This is a genomic window from Planomonospora sp. ID82291 (assembly GCF_015711645.1).
Classification (GTDB): Bacteria; Actinomycetota; Actinomycetes; order Streptosporangiales; family Streptosporangiaceae; genus Planomonospora.
Map to the genome: position 1 here is coordinate 157,523 of NZ_JABTEX010000004.1, position 23,365 is coordinate 180,887.

Genomic DNA, 23,365 nt, shown 5'->3' on the forward strand with positions numbered 1-23,365 from the left:
CTATGACAACTGCCACATCCAAGTGGTCTGTACCAATTAGGCTAGGACCCGTGACTCGTCGCGCGAAAATCGTCTGCACTCTCGGCCCCGCCACCTCCTCTCCTGAACGCCTGCGCGAGCTCATCGCCGCCGGCATGGACGTGGCCCGCTTCAACCTCAGCCACGGCAGCCACGAGCTGCATCAGGAGGTCTACGACAGAGTGAGGGAGGTAGCGGCCGAACTCGGCCGCGGCGTAGGCCTGCTCGCCGACCTGCAGGGTCCCAAGATCCGTGTCGGCAGGTTCGAGGACGGCCCCGTGCGCCTGGGCTTCGGCGACGTCTTCACCATCACCACCGAGGACGTCCCCGGGGACCGCGAGCAGGTCTCCACCACCTACCTCGGCCTGCCCACGGACGTCCGCCCCGGCGACAGCATCCTGGTCGACGACGGCCGGGTCCGCCTCGAGGTCACCCGCGTCGAGGGCCCGCGCGTCACCACCCGGGTCGTCATCGGCGGCATGATCTCCGACAACAAGGGCCTCAACCTGCCCGGCGTCAACGTCAGCGCGCCGGCCCTCACCGACAAGGACGAGGCCGACCTGCGCTGGGCCCTGCGCACCGGCTTCGACATGATCGCTCTCTCCTTCGTGCGCCGGCCCGCCGACGCGCACGTCGTGCGCAACATCATGGAGCAGGAGGCGGTCCGCCTCCCGCTCCTCGCCAAGATCGAGAAGCCGGAGGCGGTCGACCGGCTGCCCGAGATCGTCGAGGCCTTCGACGGCATCATGGTCGCCCGCGGCGACCTCGGCGTGGAGCTTCCCCTGGAGGAGGTGCCGATCGTGCAGAAGCGCGCGATCGAGCTCTGCCGGGAGAAGGCCCGCCCCGTCATCGTCGCCACCCAGATGCTGGACTCGATGATGAGCGCCCCGCGTCCCACCCGGGCCGAGGCCTCCGACGTCGCCTACGCCGTGATGGACGGCGCCGACGCGGTCATGCTCTCCGGTGAGACCTCGGTCGGCACCTACCCGATCGAGTCCGTCGAGACGATGGGCCGCATCGCCAGCGCCGCCGAGCGCTCCGTGCTGGAGGCCACCCACAGCCTGCACCGTCTCCCGGAGACCACCGGCGGGGCCATCGCCAGGGCGGCGGCCGAGGTGGGCGCCATCGTCGGCGCCAAGGCGCTGGTGGCCTTCACGATGTCCGGTGAGACCGCCCGCCGGCTGGCCCGCTACCGCTCGCCGATCCCGCTGCTGGCCTTCACCTCCGCCTCGCACGTGCGCAACCAGCTCGCCCTGGTCTGGGGCGTGGAGACCTTCGAGGTCCCCTTCGTCCACCACACCGACGACATGGTCCGCCAGGTCGAGGCCGCGCTGCTCACCCAGGCCCGCCTGGAGAAGGGCGACAAGGTCGTCATCGTCGCCGGTTCCCCTCCCGGCCACGCCGGCACCACCAACGCCCTGCGCGTCCACACCATCGGCGCCGCGGTCTGACACGCCCGCCCGCGTCCCCGCCGGAAGCGCGGCCCCGCTTCCGCGTCCGGCGGGGCCGACCGGGCGCGGTGGCGGTGCAGGAGTCCCGCGTCCGGCACCCGGGGCCGGCGCGGCGCTCGACCGGCACGCCGCCGAGGTGCGGGACGCCGTGGCGATCCCGGGCCGGCGGGCCGAGCCGGCCGCGCTGCTCGGCCACCCCAGGCGTACGGCACGGGCTCACCGAGAAGACGGGCCTCCTGACGGCCGAATGCCCTGAACATCACATGTGACGCATAAATCGATCATGTAGTACACGTCGGGAAGGCTGTGACGGCGCCGGAGGCGCGAGAGCGGCGGAGCCACCCGGCGCTAGGCCGGGCGGCTCCGGGTGAGGTGCCCCGAGTGGGATTCGAACCCACACTCGATGGTGTTTGAGACCATTTCCTCTGCCGTTGGGATATCGGGGCTCGTCTCCGGGGGCGGCCCGGATCGCGGCCACCGGTGGTGATCTTAACCCGGAAGGGGATCGGTCACGGGCACCGGCGTGGTTCCAATCTAGCGGACGTCGGTACTCTCTTGCTCGTGAGTACGCAGCGGCGAGTGGTGATCGCGGAAGACGAGGCGCTGATCCGCCTCGACCTCAAGGAGATGCTGGAGGAGGACGGGTACGCCGTCGTCGGCGAGGCCGGGGACGGGGAGGCGGCGGTCAAGCTGGCGTCCGAGCTCCGGCCCGATCTGGTGATCCTGGACGTGAAGATGCCCGTCCTGGACGGGATCTCGGCCGCCGAGCAGATCGTGTCGCAGCGGATCGCGCCGTGCCTGATCCTGACCGCCTTCTCGCAGCGGGACCTGGTCGAGCGGGCCAGGGACGCCGGAGCGATGGCCTATCTGGTCAAGCCGTTCACCAAGTCGGACCTGGTGCCGGCGATCGAGATGGCGGTGAGCCGGCACGAGGAGATCGCGGCGCTGGAGCGGGAGGTCGGCACCCTGTCCGACCGGCTGGAGACGCGCAAGCTGGTGGAGCGGGCCAAGGGGCTGCTCATGGCCGAGCACGGGTGGAGCGAGCCGCAGGCGTTCCGGTGGATCCAGAAGGCGTCCATGGACCGGCGGCTGAGCATGCGCGAGGTGGCGCAGATCGTGGTGGGCGCGGTGCCGGGCCCGGGTGGGGGCGGCGAGGGCGGCCGGGCCGTGGGGTCCTGACGGCGGACGCCCGGCCCTGCGCTCCGCCGCACGGCGAGACGATCTTTCACGCCGGAGCCCGCGCGACCCCCTGTTCCCCAGGGGGCGCGCGGGCTCTGTCGTGTCCGACAGGTGGGACGGGAAAGATCGCAGGTCGCGGGCGGCGATGGCCTTTGCGCTGGTAGATGAATAGGATCGGTGTAATAACGAAGCGGTAACGGCGGGCGTTCCTGTATCGACCTGTGACATCCGCTGGTTGTACTAACCGACACAACCTCTTGACCACCCCGACAGGGGAGGGCATCTGTGAACTCGGTCCCGACCAGGGCCGGGTGAAAGGAAGGCAACCTTGCGGCCTAAGACTGCTCGCCTCGGTGGAGTGCTTGCCGCCGGCATGGCGCTCGCCCTTGGTCTCGCTGCCTGCGGTAACGGCGGCTCGGAGACCACGCCGGCGGACGGCGGCTCCAGCGCTGCCGCTCCGGGCGCTGTCAAGATCGGCTTCATGGGCGACCTGACCGGTGCGAACGCCGGCATCGTCATCCCCCCGCGGAACGGCGCGAAGCTCGCCATCGACCAGTACAACAAGACCAACCCCGCGGTGAAGATCGAGCTGGTCGAGTACGACAGCCAGGCCGACCCGTCCAAGGCCGTCGCCCTGGCCCAGCAGGCGATCAAGACCGACAAGATCGTGGGATTGATCGGCCCGGCGTTCTCCGGTGAGTCGGCCCAGGTCGGCCCGGTCCTGGAGGAGGCGAAGCTGCCGAGCATCTCGGCCTCGGCCACGAACGTGAAGCTCGCCGAGAACGGCTGGAAGTACTGGCACCGCGTGCTGCCGAACGACGGCGTCCAGGGCCCCGGCATCGCCGACTTCATCGCGGGCGGCGCCGCGGCCAAGAACGTGTTCGTCATCGACGACAAGTCCGAGTACGGCAAGCCGCTGGCCGATGCGGTCCGCGCCCAGCTGAAGACCAAGGGCGTCACGGTGACGGACGACTCGCTCGACCCGGCGGAGAGCGACTTCTCCTCGGTCGCGAACAAGGTCGCCGCCGCCAAGCCCGACGCGATCTTCTTCGGCGGCTACTACGCCGCGGGCGGCAACCTGCTCAAGCAGCTCCGCGACAAGAACGTGACCGCCAAGTTCCTCTCCGGCGACGGCTCGCTGGACAAGGGCCTGATCGAGGGCGCCGGCGCGGAGAACGCCGAGGGCGCGCTCGTCGGCTGCCCGTGCTACATCGCGACCCCGGACGTCACGGACGCCAAGGTCAAGGAGTTCGCCGCCGCCTACAAGGCCGCCTACAGCGCCGACCCGGCGATCTACGCCTCCGAGGGCTACGACGCCGCGACGGTCTTCATCGAGGCGGTCAAGGCCGGCAAGACCACGCCCGAGGACATCAACCAGTTCATCTCCACGGTGGACATCGCGGGCGTCTCCAAGCAGGTGAAGTTCGCCCCGAACGGTGAGGTCGAGGCCAAGGACATCTACATCTACCAGGTCAAGGGCGGCGCCATCACGCTGCTCGGCAAGGCCGCGGAGGCGAAGCTGGGCTGAGTCCGCAGGCTCCGAGGAGAGTTGGCAGTCGGCGCGGGGAGCGGGATGGCCGCGATGCGGTCCCCGCTCTCCGCGCACGTCCGGGGGGTCCACGAGATCCGCCGGAAGCGCGGCTGCCGGACAGTGCAGGCGATCCCCGCTAGAAGTGGTAATCCTCAGTGTTCAATGACTTCATCAATCAGTTCTGGCCGTCGACGGTCGACGGCCTGGCCTTCGGGTCGATCTACGCCCTGATCGCGCTCGGGTACACGATGGTGTACGGCGTGCTCAGGCTGATCAACTTCGCGCACTCCGAAGTGTTCATGATCGGCACCTTCGGCGCGATGTTCGTGCCCTTCGTGCTGGGCATCAACTCGGCGCTCACCGGCCTCGCGCTGGTCGGCGTGATCATCCTGATGATCCTGGCCGGCATGCTCGCCTCCGCGGGCACGGCGGTGGCGCTGGAGCGCATCGCCTACCGGCCGCTGCGCCGCCGCGGCGCGTCGCGGCTCGCGGCCCTCATCTCCGCGATCGGCGCCTCGATCTTCCTCCAGGAGCTGTTCGCGCTCATCGTGATCCCGGAGGTCTTCGACCGCCCCCAGCAGGGCCGGATCCAGATGGCCCTGCCTCCGATCATGGAGCGGACCGAGCTGTTCTCCATCGCCGGACACCCGGTCAAGCTGCACCAGGTGGTCGTCGTCGTGGCGGCCGTCGGCATGATGGTCGTGCTGGACCGGCTGGTGAACCGCACGAAGATCGGCCGCGGCATCCGCGCCACCGCGCAGAACCCCGAGGCGGCGGTCCTGATGGGCGTCAACATCGACTCCATCGTGCGGATGACGTTCCTGATCGGCGGCGGCATGGCCGGCGTGGCCGGTGCGCTGTACCTGATCGCCTACGAGAACACGAACTACTACATCGGGTTCCTCTTCGGCATCAAGGCGTTCACCGCGGCCGTCCTGGGCGGCATCGGCAACCTGCGGGGCGCCCTGGTCGGCGGAGTCACGCTCGGTCTGGTGGAGAACTACGGAGCGATCTTCTTCGGTTCCGACTGGAAGCACGTGATCTCCTTCACCATCCTCGTCTTGGTCCTGATGTTCCGCCCCACCGGCATCCTCGGTGAATCACTCCAGCAGGCGCGCGCATGAACGACAAGCAGACTTCCGTGGCAGGTTTCCGCCGGCGGCTGGGTCATGCCGGCGACGTGATGCACGATCGCTGGCAGCAGGCCCCCGGCTGGCAGCGGTGGATCGTCTACCTCCTCTTGATCGTCGCGGCGCTGCTGCTGCCGTCCGAGACCATCGGCAGCTTCATGTCGCCCGACACCGACTGGGCGACGATCCTGTTCTTCCCGATCGGCACCTACGTGCTGCTGGCCATCGGCCTGAACGTCGTGGTGGGCCAGGCGGGCCTGCTCGACCTGGGCTTCGTCGCGTTCTACGCGGTCGGCGGCTACGCGATGGCGCTGCTCGGCACCCGGATGGGCTGGAACTTCTGGGTCATCATGGTGGCCGGTATCGCGATCTGCGCGCTGGCGGGCGTCACGCTGGGCGCCCCGACGCTGCGGCTGCGCGGCGACTACCTGGCGATCGTCACGCTGGGCTTCGGCGAGATCATCCGCATCACCGCCCGGAACACCGACGAGATCGGCGGTCCGAACGGCATCCGCGGCATCCCGCACCCGCCGAGCTTCGAGGGCATCACGATCGGCGACGTCGAGATCTTCAAGTACGGCGTGCTCGACCCGCGGCCCTACTACTACCTGCTGGTGGCCCTCGCCGTCGTGGTGATCATCCTGGTCAAGCGCTGGGAGAAGAGCCGGGTGGGACGCTCCTGGGCGGCGATCCGGGAGGACGAGGACGCGGCCGAGGTCATGGGCGTGCCGACCTTCCGCTTCAAGATGCTGGCCTTCGCCATCGGCGCCTCGATCGGCGGCGCGATGGGCGTGCTGTGGGCGGCCAAGTCCATCTCGATCAACCCGAACGACTTCCAGTTCCTGCTCTCGGCGACGATCCTGGCCGCGGTGGTCATGGGCGGGGCGGGCAACCTGCCGGGCGTCATGCTGGGCGCGTTCATCGTGGCCTGGCTGCCCGAGCGCTTCCGCGGCCTGCAGGAGTACCGCATGCTGATCTTCGGCGCGGTGCTCGTCGCGCTGATGATCTTCCGCCCGGAGGGCCTGCTGCCGTCGCGTCAGCGGAAAGCGGAGCTGAAAGAGGGGTCAGGCGGGATGGGTACGCTCGGTGCAGAGGTGCCCGGGCCGGAGTCGCACGGTGAGGAGGTGGCCTCCAAGTGAGCACCGAAGCGAGTGCTGCGGGCCAGGAGCGCGGCGGCCGCGCGATGCTGGAGCTGAAGGACCTCGTCATGCGGTTCGGCGGCGTCACGGCGCTGAACGACGTGAACCTGACGGTCAACGAGGGCGAGATCTTCGCGCTCATCGGCCCCAACGGCGCCGGCAAGACCACGGTGTTCAACGTGGTGACCGGCGTCTACCGGCCGACCCAGGGCGAGGTCCGCTTCCTGGGCGAGAAGATCAGCGGGACCAAGCGCTTCAAGATCACCCGTAAGGGCGTGGCCCGGACGTTCCAGAACATCCGGCTGTTCCACAACATGACGGCGGTCGAGAACATCATGGTGGGCGCGGACGCCCACCACCGGTCCGGCATGGTGAGCGTGGCGCTCGGCCTGCCCTGGCACCGGCAGGCCGAGCGGGACGGCCGCAGGCTGGCGCTGGAGCTGCTGGAGTTCGTCGGCATCCCGCACCGCGCGCACGACCACGCCAAGAACCTGCCCTACGGCGACCAGCGACGGCTGGAGATCGCCCGGGCGCTGGCGACCAATCCGAAGCTGCTGCTGCTGGACGAGCCCGCCGCGGGCATGAACCCGGCGGAGAAGGTGGCGCTGCAGCAGCTCATCCGCGACATCCGGGACGCCGGGCGGACCATTCTCATCATCGAGCACGACATGAGCCTCATCATGGGCATCAGCGACCGCATCGCGGTGCTGGACTTCGGTCAGAAGATCGCCGACGGCCTGCCCGACGAGGTGCGGAACGACCCCCGGGTCGTCGAGGCGTATTTGGGGGCACCGGCAGATGCTTCTTGAGATCAAGGACATCCACGTCCACTACGGCAAGATCGCGGCGCTCAAGGGCATCTCGGTCGAGGTGAACCAGGGCGAGATCGTCACGCTCATCGGGGCGAACGGGGCGGGCAAGACGACCACCCTGAAGACGATCTCCGGCCTGCGCGGCCTGACCTCGGGGAGCATCGTCTTCGACGGCCAGGACATCAGCAAGATGCCCGGCCACAAGCGGGTGATGGCGGGTCTGGGGCAGGCGCCCGAGGGGCGCGGCATCTTCCCCGGCATGACGGTCCACGACAACCTGCTGATGGGCGCCTACACCCGCTCGGGCGACTTCGGTGCCGAGCTCGCCGAGGCCTACGAGCTGTTCCCGCGGCTGGCCGAGCGCCGCAACCAGGCGGCCGGCACGATGTCCGGCGGCGAGCAGCAGATGCTCGCCATCGGCCGGGCGCTGATGGCCAAGCCGAAGGTGCTGCTGCTGGACGAGCCGTCCATGGGCCTGGCCCCGCTGCTGGTCCAGCAGATCTTCGACATCATCGAGGAGATCAACCGGCGCGGCGTCACGGTGCTGCTGGTGGAGCAGAACGCCCAGCAGGCGCTGAAGCTCGCCCACCGGGCCTACGTGCTGGAGACCGGCAGGGTGGTCAAGAGCGCCCCCGCGGCGCAGCTGCTCGACGACCCCGACGTGCAGGCCGCCTACCTCGGCGGCGGTCTCGGGCACGACGCGCCCGCGGAGGAGCCGGCCGCGGACGCCCCGCCTGCGGACAGGCCGCCCGCGGACGAGGCGTGAGCCGTACCGCGTGATCACGGACGGGCCCGTCTCGGCGGGCCCGTCCGCCCGCGCCGCTCAGCGCAGCGGCACCGTGGCGCCGTCCGTGCGGGTGTAGCCCAGCGGCGGGTCGCCGTACAGCCGGACCGCGGTCACCGACGCCTCCTCGGGGATGTCGAACCACAGGTCCATCTCGACCCGGACGCCGGCGCCCAGCAGGAAGGCGTCCGGCTGCCGCTTGGTCGCCTGGGCGAACGCGTCGACCGGGTGGGCCGTGCCGTCGGAGGTGAGCAGCCGCTGCCGCTTGGCGTCGAAGCGGGAGTTGGTGCGCCCGGGGTTGTCGGCGACGATCCGCACCACCACGTACTGCCCCCGGGCCTGCCACTCGGCGTGGCTGGCGAAGAAGCCGCTGAGCCCCTTCTGCAGGCCGATCACCTGGAACCGGGTGTCGCCGTCCTGCACGGGGGCGGCCGTGATGCGGGTCTCGCCGGGCCTGACGGGACGGGGCGGCAGCGCGTACGCCGGCGTCGCGACGGCCCCGGAGGCCGCATCCGTCCGGGGTTCCGGCTGTCCGGTGCAGGCGGTCGCCGGCATGAGGAGGAGCACGGCGACCGCGGCACGTACGGCGATGCGGGACATGACGATCACGTTAGATCGGGGTATGCCGGAGTAATACGGGTGGCTGAACTTGTTGTCCGAATCGTGTCACAGCGGTGACCTGCCCTGGCGTACCTGTAAGGCAGCATCACCCGAATTGAGGTATCCATGCACAAAGCGACATTGACCGAGAAGGAGGCCGTCGTGGGCCTGAGTTTCATTCCCCGCCGGGCGCTCGCGGTGGGTGCCGTGGTCGTCGCCGGCGCGCTGAGCCTGTCGGCCTGCGGCGGCGGCTCCACCACCACCACCGCCGGCCCCAGCGAGGGTGCCTCGTCCAGCGCTCCGGCCGCCGCCGGCGGTCCGAAGCTGGTCACCCCCGGCAAGCTGACCACCTGCACGAGCCTGCCGTACCCCCCCTTCCAGTACAAGGAGGGCGACAAGGTCGTCGGCTTCGACGTCGACATCGTCGACCTGGCCGCCAAGAAGCTCGGTGTGACGCAGGAGATCGTCGACATCAAATTCGACTCGATCAAGAGTGGCGCGGCGCTCAACGCCGGCAAGTGCGACGTGGCCGCGGCGGGCATGACCATCACCGAGGAGCGCAAGGCCAACCTCGACTTCTCCGACCCGTACTTCGACGAGGTGATCGCCTTCCTCTCGCCCAAGGGCAAGAAGGTCACCACGATCGAGGAGGTCAAGTCGGGCAATCTGCGCTTCGGCGTGCAGGCGGCGACCACGAGCCTCGACTACGCCAAGAGCAAGGGCTTCGACCCCAAGCAGTTCGACGACGCGGGCAAGCAGATCGCGGCCCTGCAGGCCGGGCAGGTCGACGTGGTCCTGCAGGACCTGCCGGTCATCAACGACTGGCTGAAGAAGCCCGAGATCGCCGAGAAGTTCGAGCTGGGCGGCGTCATCGAGACCGGCGCCCAGTACGGCGTGGCGGCCAAGAAGGGCAGCGCCGACCTGGTGAAGGCCCTCAACGACGCCATCGCCGCGGCCAAGTCGGACGGCAGCTACGACACCATCTACGAGAAGTGGTTCGGCAAGAAGCCGGGCGCCTGATTCCATGTCGGAACAGTCCACGATGACCGGACCCCCCGCCCCCTCCGGATCCTCCGCAGGGGCGGGGCTCAGTCCTCGTCAGCGCCGCAACATCAGCCGCGGCGTCCAGTACGCCGTCTTCGTCGTCCTCGCCGCCCTGGTGGTGAGCCTGGCCGACTGGGCGGCGATCCGCGAGCACTTCCTCGACATGAAGGTGGCGGAGAACCTCTTCCCGGAGATCTTCACCATCGCGCTGAAGAACACGGTGATCTACACGGTCTCCGGGTACGTCCTGGGCTTCTTCCTGGGGCTGGTGGTCGCGCTCATGCGGCTGTCCTCCGCGGCCCCCAACCGGTGGATCGCGCTCGTCTACATCGAGGTCTTCCGCGGTCTCCCGGCGGTGCTGGTCTTCATCCTGCTCGGGCTGGCCGTCCCGACCGCGTTCCCGGGGATCCGGTTCCCCTTCGACGAGTACGGCGTCGTCGCGATCGCGCTCGGCCTGGTCTCGGCGGCCTACATGGCCGAGACGATCCGGGCGGGCCTGCAGGCGGTGCCGCGGGGCCAGATGGAGGCGGCGCGCTCGCTGGGCATGTCGTACTCCAGGGCCATGATCACGGTGGTGATCCCGCAGGCGCTGCGCATCGTGATCCCGCCGCTGACCAACGAGCTGATCCTGCTGTTCAAGGACTCCTCGCTGGTGTTCGCGATCGGCGTCACCTCGGCGACGAGCGAGCTGACCAAGTTCGGACAGGACATCGCCACCGAGTACGCCGACAGCACGCCGCTGCTGCTGGCCGGTGCGACCTACCTGCTCATCACGATCCCGCTGAGCATCGTGGTACGGCGGCTCGAAGCACGCCAGGCGAAGGCGCGGTGAGGAAGATGGCACACGCAGTAGAGATCAGGGACCTGCACAAGTCGTTCGGTGCGCTCCAGGTCCTCAAGGGCATCGACTTCACCGTCGACCCCGGCCAGGTGGTCTGCGTCATCGGCCCGTCGGGTTCCGGCAAGTCCACGTTGCTACGGTGCGTGAACCTGCTGGAGGAGCCCACCTCGGGCCAGGTGGTCGTGGACGGGGTCGAACTGACCCACCGCGACGTCGACATCGACGCCGCCCGGCGCCGGGTCGGCATGGTCTTCCAACAGTTCAACCTCTTCCCGCACATGACCGCGCTGGAGAACGTCATGATCGCCCAGCGCCGCGTGCTCAAGCGCGGCAGGGCGGAGGCGGAACGCGTCGCCATGGAGAACCTGGAGAAGGTGGGCGTCGCCGCCAAGCGCGACGCCTACCCGGCGCAGCTCTCCGGCGGCCAGCAGCAGCGGGTGGCGATCGCCCGGGCGCTGGCGATGAGCCCGGCGCTGATGCTCTTCGACGAGCCCACCTCGGCGCTCGACCCGGAGCTGGTCGGCGACGTGCTCACGGTCATGCGCAAGCTGGCCGAGGAGGGCATGACCATGCTGGTGGTCACCCACGAGATGGCGTTCGCCCGCGACGTGGCCGACCGGGTGGTCTTCATGGACGGCGGCGTCATCGTCGAGGACGGCCCGGCCGAGCAGGTCATCGGCGCGCCGCAGCACGAGCGCACCAGGTCCTTCCTGCGCCGCGTGCTGGACCCGACGCACACCGACGTCTGAGCCTTCGGCGGGTTCCGTGGCCGGTGGCCCGCCCCTCTCCCGGGGGCGGGCCACCGGCGTGTCCGGCACGGCGCGGGCACGCCGTACGGCGCGAGCCCGCGGGGAGGCCTTTGGCGCCGTGTGGAGCTTCCCCGACTCCGCACGTTTTCTACTCGGCCTCCCCGCGGGCGTCGACGTCACCCGCCCTCTGAGACGGCCGGCCCGGCCGCCTGTCCGCTTCGGACCCGAACACGCTAGCGTCCCGTCCATGATCCAGGAGGACGGACAAGGGAATTCCCCAGGCCGCCCCCACGCCACGGGACGGCATGCCCACCGGTGGACCGCCCCGTGACGGGGCGGCGGTCATCCCCGGCCTGATCTCCGGACGGCGTCTTCAGGAGGCGTCGCGGAGCATGCAGGTGAGCCGGGAGGTGCACACGCGCCGGCCCTGCTCGTCGGTGATCGCGATGTCGTAGGTGGCGACCGTCCGGCCGCCGTGCAGGCGGGTGGCCACGCCGGTGACCAGGCCGGAGGTGGCCGAGCGGTGGTGGGTGGCGCTGATCTCGATGCCGACGGCGATGCGGCCGGGGCCGGCGTGCAGGGCCGAGCCGACGGAGCCGATGGTCTCGGCCAGGACGCAGGACGCGCCGCCGTGCAGCAGGCCGTACGGCTGGGTGTTGCCCTCGACGGGCATGGTGGCGACGACGCGCTCGGCGCTCGCCTCCAGGATCTCGATGCCCATCCGCTCGACCAGGGTGGTGGCGTGCGCGGCGCCCGGCAGGTCCCGGAGGGGTGCCGTCTCGTCGGGATCGGTCATGGTCAAGGGTGACTCCTGTCGTGCGGGGCCGGGTTTTCTGTCGCACCAGGAGACTAGGCTTCTGCCGTGCCGAAGAGTGAAGCGACCCCTACTCGTCCGTGTCTCCTGCTGCTGGATGGGCATTCTCTGGCCTATCGGGCGTTCTACGCGCTGCCGGAGGAGAACTTCTCCACCTCCACGGGGCAGAAGACCAACGCCATCTACGGGTTCACGTCGATGCTGGTCAACGTGCTCCGCGACGAGCGGCCGTCCCATGTGGCGGTCTGCTTCGACCGCTCGGAGCCGACCTTCCGGCACGAGGAGTACGCCGGCTACAAGGCCACCCGCAGCGCCAGCCCGGACAGCTTCCGCAGCCAGATGAGCCTGATCCACGAGATGCTCGACACGCTGCGCGTCCCGCACCTGTCGCTGGCCGGCTACGAGGCCGACGACCTGATCGCCACCCTCGCCACCCGGGCCGCCGCGCAGGACATGGACGTGCTGGTGGTCACCGGCGACCGCGACGCGCTGCAGCTCGTCGACGAGCGGATCACGGTGCTGATGACCCGGGTCGGGATCAGCAACATGACGCGCTTCACCCCCGAGGCCGTGCTGGAGAAGTACGACCTCACCCCGGCCCAGTACCCCGACTTCGCCGCCATCCGCGGCGACGTCAGCGACAACCTGCTGAACATCCCGGGCGTGGGGGAGAAGACCGCGGCCAAGTGGATCAGGGAGTTCGGCTCGCTGGAGGCACTGGTCGACCGGGTCGACGAGGTCAAGGGCAAGGTCGGCGACAAGCTCCGCGACCACCTCGACCAGGTGCTGATGAACCGCCGCCTGACCCAGCTCGTGCGCGACGTGCCGCTGGAGCAGGAGGTCGCCGGGCTGAAGGTCGGCGAGCTGGACCGTGCCGAGGTCGACAAGATCCTCGACACCCTGGAGTTCCGGGGCGAGATCCGCGAACGGCTCTTCAAGACCCTCGGCTCGGCCGAGCCCGGCAGCGCGGCGGGCGCCGGGGACGGCTTCGAGGTCGACGTCGTCGCGCTCGGCCCCGGTGAGGTGGCCGGATGGCTGGAGGCGCTGCCCGCAGGGCGGGCCGGCCTGGCCTTCACGGGGGCGCACGGCAGGGGCACCGGCCGGATCGACGCCCTGGCGATCGCCGCGCCGGCCGGGGGGGACGGCGACGCGGCCGGCGCCCGGGCGGCGTTCGTCGACCCCTCCGGGCTGACCGAGGCCGACGAGGCGGCGCTGCGCGCCTGGCTGGCCGACGAGGCCGGGCCCAAGGCGGTGCACGACGCCAAGGGGCTCATCCTGGCGCTCTGGGCGCAGGGCCTGGAGCTGCGCGGCCTGTCCTGCGACACGGCGCTGGCCGCCTACCTGGCGGCCCCGGGGCAGCGTTCGTTCGTCCTGGAGGACCTGGTCCGGGTCTATCTCGGCCGCGAGCTGAAGGGCGAGGCCCCTGCGGACGGGCAGACCTCCCTGTTCGACGACCAGGAGGCCGACGCGGTCCGCGACCTCGGGCTGAGGGCCGTGGCCGTGCGCGACCTGGCGGGCGCGCTGGAGGCGTTCCTGGAGCCGCGGGCGGCCACCAGCCTGCTGCGGGACGTGGAGCTGCCGCTGGTGACGGTCCTGGCCGAGATGGAGCGGACGGGCATCGCCGCCGACCGCGACCACTTCGGCGCCCTGGAGGAGGAGTTCCGGGCGGCGGTGAAGCAGGCCGTCGAGGAGGCGCACGCCTCGGTGGGCGAGCAGTTCAACCTGGGCTCGCCCAAGCAGCTCCAGGAGATCCTCTTCGTCAGGCTGGGACTGCCCAAGACCAAGAAGATCAAGACCGGCTACAGCACCGACGCCGACCAACTGGCCTGGCTGGCCGCGCAGACCGAGCACGAGCTGCCGACGATCATGCTGCGCCACCGCGACCAGGAGAAGCTCCGGGTCACGGTCGAGGGTCTGATCAAGGAGATCTCCGACGACGGCCGGATCCACACGACGTTCGAGCAGACGGTGGCGGCCACCGGGCGGCTCAGCTCCAAGCAGCCCAACCTGCAGAACATCCCGATCCGCACCGCCGAGGGCCGCCGCATCCGGCAGGGCTTCACGGTCGGATCCGGCTACGAGACGCTGCTGACCGCCGACTACAGCCAGATCGAGCTGCGCATCATGGCGCACCTGTCCGGTGACGAGGCGCTGATCGCCGCGTTCGAGTCCGGGCACGACTTCCACCAGGCGACCGCGGCGCGGGTCTTCGGCACCGAACCGGAGAAGGTCACCGGCGAGATGCGCGCCAAGATCAAGGCGATGAACTACGGGCTGGCCTACGGCCTGTCCGACTTCGGGCTCTCGGCGCAGCTCGGCATCCCGGTGCCCGAGGCCCGCGGCCTCAAGGAGGAGTACTTCGAGGAGTTCGGCGGCGTCCGCGACTTCCTCAACGCGATCGTCGCCCGCGCCCGGCAGGACGGTTACACCGAGACCATCCTCGGCCGCCGCCGCTACCTGCCCGACCTCAACAGCGACAACCGGCAGCGCCGTGACATGGCCGAGCGGATGGCGCTCAACGCGCCGATCCAGGGCTCGGCGGCCGACATCATCAAGATCGCGATGCTGCGGGTGGGCGCCGCGCTGCGCGAGGCGGGCCTGGGCTCGCGGATGCTGCTGCAGGTCCACGACGAACTCGTGTTCGAGGTGGCGCCGGGTGAGCTGGAGACCCTGCGCGAGCTGGTCCGGACCCGGATGAACGCCGCCTACGAGCTGCGCGTCCCCCTGGAGGTGTCGGTGGGCGTCGGGCGCACGTGGCAGGACGCCGGCCACTGACCGGCGAGCCGCCGACCGGCGGCCGGCCGTCGCGGGGCGCGGTGCGGGTGAGGGGTGCCGCTGGATGTGTCTGGGCTTGTCCCGGTCTGTTCTAGGGTGGGACGGCAGGCCGACACCTCGACGGGCACGGGAGTTTTGTGCGCAGTCCAACCCCCCCTCTCACGCGGTTCATCATGCTGGCCAACGTCGTGGTCGTGGTCATCGCCACCGGGGTCCTGTTCCTGCTGCCCGACTCATCCGAGAGCGCCGGCCCGTCCGCCGCGGTCCCCGCGCCGGGGCGGCGGGCGCAGAGCGCGTCCCCGGCGCCGACACCCTCCCCGACGCCGGACCTGCCCTCGGCCGACCTGCCCCAGGCGGTCACCGCGACCCCGGAGTTCGCCCGGCAGGTGAAGGCCAACGAGGCGGGGATGGTCCCCGTGATCATGTACCACCGGATCGTGAAGAAGCGGCGGGCCTCCATCGACCGCACCCCCGACCAGGTGCGCAAGGAGATGGAGCGGCTGGCCAGGCAGGGGTACGTGCCGGTCACCGCCCGGGAGTTCGCCGCCGGGCGGATGGACGTCCCCGCGGGCCGACACCCGGTCGTGCTCACCTTCGACGACGGCCACCCCAGCCACTTCGCGCTGGACGACGCGGGCCTGCCGGAGAAGGACACCGCGGTCGGCATCATCTACCAGGTGGCGAAGAAGTACCCGGGCTTCCGGCCGGTCGCCACCTTCTGGGTCAACCGGCAGCCGTTCGGGCTGCAGAGCCGGGCCGACCAGGCGCGCGCCGTGCAGTGGCTGTCCTCGCGCGGCTTCGAGGTGGCCAACCACACCTGGAGCCACCCGTACCTGCCGGGCCTGTCGAAGCAGGGCATCGCCGTGCAGCTCGCCCGTGTCGAGCGGATGCTGAAGGCGCTCGGCGCCGGCCCGTCGGAGACGATGGCGCTGCCGTTCGGGGCGATGCCGCGCAAGCGCTCCACCGTGCAGAAGGGGTCCTGGGACGGGACGGGGTTCGCCTTCAGGGCCGTCTTCCTGGCCGGCGCCCAGCCGTCGGTGTCGCCCTTCGTCAAGGACTACGACCGGCGGGCCGTCCAGCGGATCCAGAGCAACGGCAAGAAGGGCGAGTGCCGTAAGTGGTGCTCCCAGTACTGGCTGGAATGGCTGGAGAAGCACCCCGGCGAGCGCTACACGGCCGACGGTGATCCCGAGAGGATCTCCATCCCCCGGAAACTTCGGGGTAATATCACCTCCAAGCGGAGAGGGCAGGTCAACGCCTATTAGGCGTCCCCGCCGCCGTTGCGGCATGTGGGCCCCTCCGGGACGAGGTCTTTCCGGATTGACCAGGCCGCTCTGGTCTCATATGCTGATCGCTGCGCTGTGGGCTCGCGCGTGTCTCGGACGGAGTGGGCTCGCGCTCGATCACGTCGATGCGAACTCCTGTCTCGGCTGAACGATAAGAAGCCTGCCGCGCGTTCGCCACATCGACATCTGTCCGCGTTCGGAGCAATTCCACACATGACGAGCAGCACTGAGGCCACCTCGAGCACCCCGCAGGTAGCGGTCAACGACATCGGCTCTGAGGAAGAGTTCCTCGCAGCGATCGACCTGACCATCAAGTACTTCAACGACGGCGACATCGTCGAGGGCACCGTCGTCAAGGTCGATCGAGATGAAGTTTTGCTCGACATCGGCTACAAGACCGAGGGTGTGATCCCCTCGCGTGAGCTCTCGATCAAGCATGATGTCGACCCGGCGGACGTCGTCGAGGTCGGTGAGCACGTCGAGGCCCTTGTCCTCCAGAAGGAGGACAAGGAAGGCCGCCTGATCCTGTCCAAGAAGCGCGCTCAGTACGAGCGGGCCTGGGGCACGATCGAGAAGATCAAGGACGAGGACGGCATCGTCACCGGCACGGTCATCGAGGTCGTCAAGGGCGGTCTCATCCTCGACATCGGCCTGCGCGGCTTCCTGCCGGCCTCCCTGGTCGAGATGCGCCGCGTCCGCGACCTGCAGCCGTACGTCGGCCGCGAGCTCGAGGCGAAGATCATCGAGCTGGACAAGAACCGCAACAACGTGGTCCTGTCCCGCCGCGCCTGGCTGGAGCAGACCCAGTCCGAGGTCCGCCAGACGTTCCTCAACACCCTGCAGAAGGGTCAGGTCCGCAAGGGCGTCGTCTCCTCGATCGTCAACTTCGGCGCCTTCGTGGACCTCGGCGGCGTCGACGGCCTGGTCCACGTCTCCGAGCTCTCCTGGAAGCACATCGACCACCCCTCCGAGGTCGTCGAGGTGGGCCAGGAGGTCACCGTCGAGGTTCTCGACGTGGACATGGAGCGCGAGCGCGTCTCCCTGTCGCTCAAGGCGACGCAGGAAGACCCGTGGCAGCAGTTCGCCCGCACCCACCAGATCGGCCAGGTCGTGCCGGGCCGCGTCACCAAGCTGGTGCCGTTCGGTGCGTTCGTCCGGGTCGAGGAGGGCATCGAGGGCCTGGTCCACATCTCCGAGCTGGCCGAGCGCCACGTCGAGATCCCCGAGCAGGTCGTCCAGGTCGGCGACGAGATCTTCGTGAAGATCATCGACATCGACCTCGACCGCCGTCGGATCTCGCTCTCGCTCAAGCAGGCCAACGAGGGTGCGATGGGCGCCGACGTCGAGTTCGACCCCACGCTGTACGGCATGGCGGCGACCTACGACGACCAGGGCAACTACATCTACCCCGAGGGCTTCGACCCGGAGACCGGCGAGTGGCTCGAGGGCTTCGACAAGCAGCGCGAGGAGTGGGAGCGGCAGTACGCCGAGGCCCAGACCCGCTTCGAGGCGCACAAGAAGCAGGTCGAGGAGGCCCGCAAGGCCGAGGCCGAGGCGGGCGAGGCGGCCCCCACCTCCTACTCCGGTGAGACGCCGTCGACCTCCTCCAGCGGCTCCTCCGCTCCGGCGGCCGGCGCCCTCGCCTCCGACGAGGCTCTCGCGGCTCTGCGCGAGAAGCTCGCGGGCGGCCAGAGCTGAGGCCTGAGGCCGAGGTGAAGCGGTAAGCACGGTTCGCAGAAGGGCCCCGCTCCGGCGGGGCCCTTCCGCGTTCCCGGACCGGACCGCGTCCTTGGACCGCGTTCCCGGACCGGACCGCGTCCTTGGACCGCGTTCCCGGACCGGACCGCGTCCTTGGACCGCGTTCCCGGACCGGACCGCGTCCCTGGACCGTCCCCGGAGTTCTCCCCGATGGTTCCGCGCCGGGACGCTCCCCGATGCCCCGGGACGGCCCTCAGAGGGCCGGAGCGGCCCGTCCCGGCGAAGGGCGGGACGTGGTGGTGGCCCGGAGAGGAGCGCGTCGCTAAGGTGGCGCCGTGGCAGTGATCGAGCGGGCAGGCTCCGCGGACGCCGGAGAGATCCTCACCGTGCAGCGCGCGGCGTACGTGACCGAGGCCCAGCTCTACGGAGACCCGTTCATCCCGCCGCTGGTCGAGTCGGCCGAGCAGGTCCGCCGGGCCGTCGGGGCGGGAACCGTGCTCGTCGCGCGGGACGACGGGCGGATCGTCGGCGCGGTCCGCGGCCGGACGTCGGAGACGACCTGCCGGGTCGGGCGGCTGGTGGTCGCCCCCGACATGCAGGGCCGGGGGATCGGCGGGGCGCTGCTGGCGGCCCTGCACGAGGAGATCGCCGAGGCGCTCGCGTTCGACCTGTTCACCGGGCACCTGTCGGAGGGCAACCTGCGGCTCTACCGCCGCCACGGCTACCGGGAGACCCACCGGGAGCGGATGAGCGACCACCTGACCCTCGTGCACATGCGCCGCCGCTCCTGAAGCCCCTTCCGCGGACGCCGGACGCCGGGCGCCGGACTGCGGGCGGCGGACTGCGGGCGGCGGGGTGCGGGCGCCCGGGTGCGGGAGACCCGGGCCGGTCCGCGCCCGCGGGCCGGGCCGGGAGGACCCCGGCGAGGCCGTGCCCGTATGCTGCGGACCATGCTGAAGATCGGACTCACCGGCGGCATCGGGTCGGGCAAGAGCGAGGTGTCGCGGCGGCTCTCGGACCGCGGAGCCGTGGTCATCGACGCCGACAAGATCGCCCGCGAGGTGGTCGAACCGGGGACCCCGGGGCTGGCGCGGGTCGTCGCGGTCTTCGGTGACGAGGTGCTCCGCGCCGACGGCGCGCTCGACCGGGAGCGGCTGGGGTCGATCGTCTTCTCGGACTCGGGGAAACTGGCCGCGCTCAACGGCATCGTCCACCCGCTGGTCGGCGCCCGCGTCGCCGAGCTGCAAAGCCAGGCGGCCGAAGACGACGAGGACGCGATCGTCGTCTACGACGTGCCGCTGCTGGTGGAGAACAAGCTCGCTCCGATGTACGACGCGGTGATCGTCGTCGACGCGGCCGACGAGGTGCGCCTGGCCCGGCTGACCGGGGTGCGCGGCATGTCCGAGCAGGACGCGCGCGCCCGGATCGCCGCCCAGGCGAGCCGGGAGGACCGGCTCGGGGTCGCGGACATCGTGATCCGCAACGAGGGCTCGCTGGAGGAGCTGGACGCGCGCGTGGACGAGGTGTGGACGCGGTTGTCCGCCCTGCGGGTGAACCGGGCGCCGTAGCGGCCGGTCTCCGGACCCGCCCGGCGTGCTCCGCGGCCCGGCGTGCTCCGGGGTACGGCCCGCATCCGGCCGGGCGCGGGCCGTACCCCGGAGGCGGATCAGAACCAGCCGCGCTTCTGGGCCATCGCGTGCAGGCCGCCGCGCAGGGACTGCTCCACCTGGCCGGGGTGGTCGTTGTAGTGGACGGTGAAGCGGTTGTAGGTGTCGTGGCTGGAGTTCAGGAAGCCGCCGCGGGTGTCGGCCTCCAGGATGACGTCCATCGCGCCGGGGCCGGCGATGAAGGTCAGCTCCAGCTCGTTGAAGTGACGGCCGTACTCGGGGCCGGCGTAGTACTCGATCTCCTGGAAGAACGGCATGCGCGAGCCGTGCAGGGTGCCGCGCTCCAGGTCGGCCTTCTTGAAGCGGAAGCCCATGGTGTCCAGTGCGGCCAGGACGTGGTCCTGGGCGGGCAGCGGGTTGACGAACAGCGGGTCGAGGTCGCCCTTGTCGAGCGCGCCGGCCAGGGCGAGCTCGGTGGAGACGCCCAGCCGCATGCCGTGCAGCGGGTGGCCGCCGACGGCGCTGATCGGGGTCTCCCACGGGACGGGGATCTCGAAGGGGATCGCGTGGCCCGCGCCCGACGCCAGGTGGAACGGTCCGGAGACCTGGTGGCGCAGGAAGCTGTAGGTCGTCTTGTACTCCTCGTCGCCGTGCTCCACCTCCACCACCGCGGTGAAGTCGATGAAGATGCCCTCGACCTGGTAGTCGTTGCTGCTGCTGCGGAAGGTGACCTGCCCGCGCAGGATCTCGCCGGGGCGGACGTTGGAGTTCTGCAGGATCGTGTCGACCTCGACACCTGCACCGAACGCGGCCTTCAGCTTGCGGAACACCATCGGGAGACTCCCTGGGTAGATGACGTGCGTGTTCTCAGTGTCGTCCAGCCGACGTCCGCCGGCGGACGTTTCTCGGCAGGCGTTTCTCAGTGGGCGGCGACGCCGTTGCCGCCGTCGCCCGTACGGTCAACGGGCGGCGCGAGCCGGCCGTTCCCTGCGCCGAGCTGCGGCAGGATCTGCGCCATGAGCAGGGTGGACAGCGCCGAGGAGTCACCGGACCCGCCCGCGGTGCGGACGACGACGGGCCGCGGGGCGCTCTCGGCGAGCCGGGCCCCCACGTCCAGGCGGCGGCGGGCCAGCTCGTAGTGGAGCACGGCCCGGTTGTCGCGGTAGGACTCCGCCAGGCGGCGCAGCGCCTTGGCCTCGTTCTCGGCGGAGGTGAGCTCGGCCCGGCCCCGCGCCTCGATCTCCCAGCGCACCCGCTGGGCCTCGGTCTCGTGCTCCTCCAGCATGCGGGCGACGTCCTTGCGCGCGGTGTTGGCCGCGGCGCGCACCTCGACGATCCGCGCGTCCCGCGTCTTCTTCGCCCGCTCGATCTCCATGAGCAGCGTGTCGATCCGCCGCTTGCGGGTCAGCTCCCACTCCCGCTCGAAGGCCGCCATCTCCTTGGCGACCTTCTCCCGGGTGGCCAGGTGCTGCTGGTAGGCGTCGGGGAGCTGCACGTCGGGGATGTTGGCGCCGGTGACCCGCACGCCGTACCGGCCGAGCTGGCGGTTGAGGGCCTCCTGCATGTCGCCCACGTCGGAGCCGCGCAGGTCGTAGGCGCGCTCGGTGTGCACCCTGCGGCTGCGCTGGCGGATGGCGTCCTGCACGGCGCTGCTCAGCACGAGGTCGAAGTTGCCCGCCCCGATCGTCCGGACGAAGGCCACCGGGTCGACGATGCGGAACTTCAGGAAGAACTCGATGGACTTCAGCGGCACGTTCTCGGCCGTCGGGCAGGCCACGATCGGCGCCGAGTACGGGATCTCGGTGGAGGTGTCCACCACCGCGTCGACCCGGTCCCAGGGCAGCCAGAGGTAGTGGCGGCCGGGCGGGAGGGTGCCGGTGATGGCGCCCCAGCGGCTGCGCACGCCGGTGGTGCCCTCCTCGATCTCGATGATGGCCCGGCGCCAGAGCCAGACCGCGGCCGCGAGCAGGAGGAGCGCCGAGCCGAGCGCGGCCAGCACGCCGAACGAGCCGCCGGCGGACACCGCCGTCCCGGCCAGGTACAGGGCCGAGAACAGCAGCGCCACCCAGGCGAAGCCCCGGCGGTCCTTGGGGATGACCACCGGGACGAGCTGGCCGGACTCGCCGCCGCGCAGCAGCTGGCGGATCTCCGACCAGGCCGCCAGCGATTCCTTGATCTTGGAGAACTCTCGGGTCATGTCCTCAGGCCTCTTCCTGGGGGTGCGGCGCGGCGCCCCGCGGGGTGCGCGGCGCGCTCTCGGGGGCGGTCTCGGGGACGCCGTTCGGGGCGGCGCCCGGGACGCCGTCGCCTGTCGCGGTCCCGACGGGGTCGGCGGACGGGTTGAGCAGGGCGGAGATCTCCGCCTCCCGCTCGCCGACGCGACGGCCGATCTCGGTGATGCGGGAGCGGATCGCGGCCATGTCCTCGGCGGAGAACAGGGCGGTCTCACGTCCGCCGACGAGCTGCTGGGCCAGGGCCAGCAGGTCGATGTCGACGTGCTCGCCGACCTGGACCACGCGGGGCAGGTGGGCGGCGACCGACTCCAGCTTGTCGAGCAGGTCCTGCTGGAAGCGGTAGTCGAGGATCTCCGGCGCCTCGGCGGCGCTCAGCGCCCGGATGTCCAGCGCCTGCGCCTCCAGCAGCGCGGCGTTGGCCTTGGCGGTGGACTCGGCCTCGACCAGCCGCTGACCGGCCTGGGCCTTGGCCTGGTGGGTGGCGCGCTCCAGCGCGGTGTCCATCCGGGCCTGGTAGCCGGCGATCTCGGCGTGGATGGCCGAGAGCTGCTCCTGCAGCCCGGCGAGCTCCCGCACCAGGTCGCCCTCGTTCTGCTCCTTGCGCAGCTGGAGTTCGTACTCGTAGGTGTAGGCCTCCTTGGCCACCCGGATCATCTCCGGGGCGGCCAGGTCCATGCGGTACTCCTGGCTGGACGGCTCGGCGTGGGTGATGTTCACGTCGGTCAGCCGCACGGCGGGCAGGAACTGCTGGTTGAGGCTCTCCAGCATGCCGAGCGTGCTCTCGCCCACCAGGTCGTAGATGTCCTCGGCGCGCTGGGCGTAGATGAGGGAGCGGGTGACCTCGCTGATCGCGTTCTGCAGCTTGGCCTGGAAGCCGCCGACCGAGCCGAGCACGAAGATGAACTCGGCCGGGTCCTCGATCCGGAACTGCAGGAACAGGTCCACGCTGGCCTTGACGCCCTGCTGGGTCGGGGCCTCGCGGATGGGCGCGTTGAACGGGTACTCGCGGGTGGTGTTGACGATGTAGCTGACCCGCTTCCACGGGTTGAACAGCGTCACCCGGCCGGGCTCGGCGATCTGCACCAGCTTGCCGAACTTGGTGATCAGCGCCCTGCAGCCCTCGGGCACCATGACCACGCTCCGGCGCCACCACAGGAACACGGCGGCCAGGGCCAGCACCACCCAGTAGTGCACGCCGAACAGCACCCGGGCGCCGTCCGGCAGCCCGGTGGCGAGCAGGCCGGCCAGGCCGAGCGCGGCCAGCAGGGCCAGCGGGAGGACCACCCGGGCCGTGGTGCCCTTGGGGATCACCACGGGGGAGATGACGTGGACGGCCTCGCCGTTCGGGCCGCGCTCGCCGAAGCTCCGGTTGACGATCTCGCCGGCCTCGTTCAGCGAGGAGCCCCGGGCCTCGATGACGGTGCCCACGGACGTGCCCTGGTCGCGGGCGGCCACGAAGTCGGAGGGGTTGAGCGAGAAGCCCCGCTCCGCCGGTTCCTGACCCGGGGCCTGGCCGGTGAGCTGACCGGTGAGCTGACCGGCGAACCGGCCCGCGACCTGACCGGCGACCTGGCGCGGGTCGCCTCCCTGCCCGATCGCCTGGGCCGCCGCCATGGCGGCCTGCCTGGCGGCCTCTCTTGGCCGGGACATCGCACCTCCGAGGGGAACGTGTA

At 70.5% G+C, this 23,365-nt stretch carries 20 protein-coding genes and 1 tRNA gene; 15 read left to right on the plus strand and 6 right to left on the minus strand.

Features of this window, described 5'->3' with window-relative positions:
* The first annotated feature begins 50 nt into the window (after positions 1-50).
* Positions 51-1,469, plus strand: coding sequence for a pyruvate kinase (pyk, locus tag HS045_RS25250; protein ID WP_196453969.1), 1,419 nt, complete (start codon positions 51-53; stop codon positions 1,467-1,469).
* Between the two features lie 373 nt (positions 1,470-1,842).
* On the opposite strand, the gene HS045_RS25255 is transcribed toward pyk, so the two are convergent.
* A tRNA-Leu gene (locus HS045_RS25255) sits at positions 1,843-1,915 on the minus strand.
* A 115-nt stretch (positions 1,916-2,030) separates the two neighbouring features.
* On the opposite strand from HS045_RS25255, the gene HS045_RS25260 reads away from it, so the two are divergent.
* From HS045_RS25260 to HS045_RS25285, 6 genes are all read left to right on the plus strand, one after another.
* Positions 2,031-2,648, plus strand: coding sequence for a response regulator (locus tag HS045_RS25260; protein WP_307827705.1), 618 nt, complete (start codon positions 2,031-2,033; stop codon positions 2,646-2,648).
* A gap of 373 nt (positions 2,649-3,021) precedes the next feature.
* Positions 3,022-4,176: a branched-chain amino acid ABC transporter substrate-binding protein gene (locus HS045_RS25265; protein ID WP_255531928.1), complete on the plus strand. Its 1,155-nt coding sequence runs from the start codon at positions 3,022-3,024 to the stop codon at positions 4,174-4,176.
* A 158-nt stretch (positions 4,177-4,334) separates the two neighbouring features.
* Positions 4,335-5,303, plus strand: a complete 969-nt coding sequence (locus HS045_RS25270; RefSeq protein ID WP_196453971.1) for a branched-chain amino acid ABC transporter permease — start codon at positions 4,335-4,337, stop codon at positions 5,301-5,303.
* A 17-nt stretch (positions 5,304-5,320) separates the two neighbouring features.
* A complete protein-coding gene (locus HS045_RS25275) occupies positions 5,321-6,448 on the plus strand; it encodes a branched-chain amino acid ABC transporter permease (RefSeq protein WP_374191414.1) in 1,128 nt (375 codons plus the stop codon).
* Between the two features lie 44 nt (positions 6,449-6,492).
* Positions 6,493-7,257, plus strand: coding sequence for an ABC transporter ATP-binding protein (locus tag HS045_RS25280; protein WP_196454464.1), 765 nt, complete (start codon positions 6,493-6,495; stop codon positions 7,255-7,257).
* Positions 7,247-8,026, plus strand: coding sequence for an ABC transporter ATP-binding protein (locus HS045_RS25285; RefSeq protein WP_196453973.1), 780 nt, complete (start codon positions 7,247-7,249; stop codon positions 8,024-8,026). Before HS045_RS25280 ends, HS045_RS25285 begins: the two co-directional genes overlap by 11 nt.
* Positions 8,027-8,083: 57 nt before the next feature.
* Here the strand turns inward: HS045_RS25285 and HS045_RS25290 are convergent, their stop codons facing one another.
* Complete coding sequence (locus HS045_RS25290) at positions 8,084-8,644, minus strand: DUF4352 domain-containing protein (protein ID WP_196453974.1); 561 nt, start codon at positions 8,642-8,644, stop codon at positions 8,084-8,086.
* A gap of 141 nt (positions 8,645-8,785) precedes the next feature.
* On the opposite strand from HS045_RS25290, the gene HS045_RS25295 reads away from it, so the two are divergent.
* The 3 genes from HS045_RS25295 to HS045_RS25305 are packed head-to-tail and all read left to right on the plus strand — an operon-like array spanning position 8,786 to position 11,278.
* A complete protein-coding gene (locus HS045_RS25295) occupies positions 8,786-9,664 on the plus strand; it encodes an ABC transporter substrate-binding protein (RefSeq protein ID WP_230884812.1) in 879 nt (292 codons plus the stop codon).
* Between the two features lie 22 nt (positions 9,665-9,686).
* Positions 9,687-10,520, plus strand: coding sequence for an amino acid ABC transporter permease (locus HS045_RS25300; RefSeq protein ID WP_230884813.1), 834 nt, complete (start codon positions 9,687-9,689; stop codon positions 10,518-10,520).
* Positions 10,521-10,525: 5 nt separating this feature from the next.
* Positions 10,526-11,278, plus strand: a complete 753-nt coding sequence (locus tag HS045_RS25305) for an amino acid ABC transporter ATP-binding protein (RefSeq protein WP_196453976.1) — start codon at positions 10,526-10,528, stop codon at positions 11,276-11,278.
* A 373-nt stretch (positions 11,279-11,651) separates the two neighbouring features.
* On the opposite strand, the gene HS045_RS25310 is transcribed toward HS045_RS25305, so the two are convergent.
* Complete coding sequence (locus HS045_RS25310; protein WP_196454466.1) at positions 11,652-12,074, minus strand: PaaI family thioesterase; 423 nt, start codon at positions 12,072-12,074, stop codon at positions 11,652-11,654.
* Positions 12,075-12,140: 66 nt separating this feature from the next.
* Here HS045_RS25310 and polA point away from each other — a divergent pair, with 66 nt between their 5' ends.
* The 5 genes from polA (at position 12,141) to coaE (ending at position 19,419) form a co-directional block, all read left to right on the plus strand.
* Positions 12,141-14,867: a DNA polymerase I gene (gene polA / locus HS045_RS25315; protein WP_196453977.1), complete on the plus strand. Its 2,727-nt coding sequence runs from the start codon at positions 12,141-12,143 to the stop codon at positions 14,865-14,867.
* Between the two features lie 173 nt (positions 14,868-15,040).
* Positions 15,041-16,132, plus strand: coding sequence for a polysaccharide deacetylase family protein (locus HS045_RS25320; protein WP_196453978.1), 1,092 nt, complete (start codon positions 15,041-15,043; stop codon positions 16,130-16,132).
* A gap of 234 nt (positions 16,133-16,366) precedes the next feature.
* Positions 16,367-17,851: a 30S ribosomal protein S1 gene (gene rpsA, locus HS045_RS25325; protein ID WP_068894090.1), complete on the plus strand. Its 1,485-nt coding sequence runs from the start codon at positions 16,367-16,369 to the stop codon at positions 17,849-17,851.
* A gap of 335 nt (positions 17,852-18,186) precedes the next feature.
* Positions 18,187-18,642 (plus strand): GNAT family N-acetyltransferase, encoded by a 456-nt coding sequence (locus tag HS045_RS25330; RefSeq protein WP_196453979.1) that lies wholly within the window; start codon positions 18,187-18,189, stop codon positions 18,640-18,642.
* A gap of 159 nt (positions 18,643-18,801) precedes the next feature.
* Positions 18,802-19,419, plus strand: a complete 618-nt coding sequence (gene coaE, locus HS045_RS25335) for a dephospho-CoA kinase (RefSeq protein WP_196453980.1) — start codon at positions 18,802-18,804, stop codon at positions 19,417-19,419.
* 98 nt (positions 19,420-19,517) lie between these two features.
* Here the strand turns inward: coaE and HS045_RS25340 are convergent, their stop codons facing one another.
* The 3 genes from HS045_RS25340 to HS045_RS25350 form a co-directional block, all read right to left on the minus strand.
* Positions 19,518-20,291 (minus strand): sporulation protein, encoded by a 774-nt coding sequence (locus HS045_RS25340; protein ID WP_196453981.1) that lies wholly within the window; start codon positions 20,289-20,291, stop codon positions 19,518-19,520.
* A gap of 86 nt (positions 20,292-20,377) precedes the next feature.
* Positions 20,378-21,655, minus strand: a complete 1,278-nt coding sequence (locus HS045_RS25345) for an SPFH domain-containing protein (RefSeq protein ID WP_196453982.1) — start codon at positions 21,653-21,655, stop codon at positions 20,378-20,380.
* 4 nt (positions 21,656-21,659) lie between these two features.
* Positions 21,660-23,342, minus strand: a complete 1,683-nt coding sequence (locus tag HS045_RS25350; protein WP_196453983.1) for an SPFH domain-containing protein — start codon at positions 23,340-23,342, stop codon at positions 21,660-21,662.
* Positions 23,343-23,365: the final 23 nt, after the last annotated feature.

Excerpts from the sequence above, each read along its gene's own strand:
- HS045_RS25350 (WP_196453983.1), bottom strand. The coding sequence starts at position 23,342 with ATGTCCCGGCCAAGAGAGGCCGCCAGGCAGGCCGCCATGGCGGCGGCC.
- HS045_RS25310 (WP_196454466.1), bottom strand. The coding sequence starts at position 12,074 with ATGACCGATCCCGACGAGACGGCACCCCTCCGGGACCTGCCGGGCGCC.
- HS045_RS25300 (WP_230884813.1), top strand. The coding sequence starts at position 9,687 with ATGACCGGACCCCCCGCCCCCTCCGGATCCTCCGCAGGGGCGGGGCTC.
- HS045_RS25285 (WP_196453973.1), top strand. The coding sequence starts at position 7,247 with ATGCTTCTTGAGATCAAGGACATCCACGTCCACTACGGCAAGATCGCG.
- HS045_RS25265 (WP_255531928.1), top strand. The coding sequence starts at position 3,022 with ATGGCGCTCGCCCTTGGTCTCGCTGCCTGCGGTAACGGCGGCTCGGAG.
- HS045_RS25320 (WP_196453978.1), top strand. The coding sequence starts at position 15,041 with ATGCTGGCCAACGTCGTGGTCGTGGTCATCGCCACCGGGGTCCTGTTC.
- HS045_RS25305 (WP_196453976.1), top strand. The coding sequence starts at position 10,526 with ATGGCACACGCAGTAGAGATCAGGGACCTGCACAAGTCGTTCGGTGCG.
- HS045_RS25340 (WP_196453981.1), bottom strand. The coding sequence starts at position 20,291 with ATGGTGTTCCGCAAGCTGAAGGCCGCGTTCGGTGCAGGTGTCGAGGTC.
- HS045_RS25280 (WP_196454464.1), top strand. The coding sequence starts at position 6,493 with ATGCTGGAGCTGAAGGACCTCGTCATGCGGTTCGGCGGCGTCACGGCG.
- HS045_RS25345 (WP_196453982.1), bottom strand. The coding sequence starts at position 21,655 with ATGACCCGAGAGTTCTCCAAGATCAAGGAATCGCTGGCGGCCTGGTCG.
- rpsA (WP_068894090.1), top strand. The coding sequence starts at position 16,367 with ATGACGAGCAGCACTGAGGCCACCTCGAGCACCCCGCAGGTAGCGGTC.
- HS045_RS25290 (WP_196453974.1), bottom strand. The coding sequence starts at position 8,644 with ATGTCCCGCATCGCCGTACGTGCCGCGGTCGCCGTGCTCCTCCTCATG.
- coaE (WP_196453980.1), top strand. The coding sequence starts at position 18,802 with ATGCTGAAGATCGGACTCACCGGCGGCATCGGGTCGGGCAAGAGCGAG.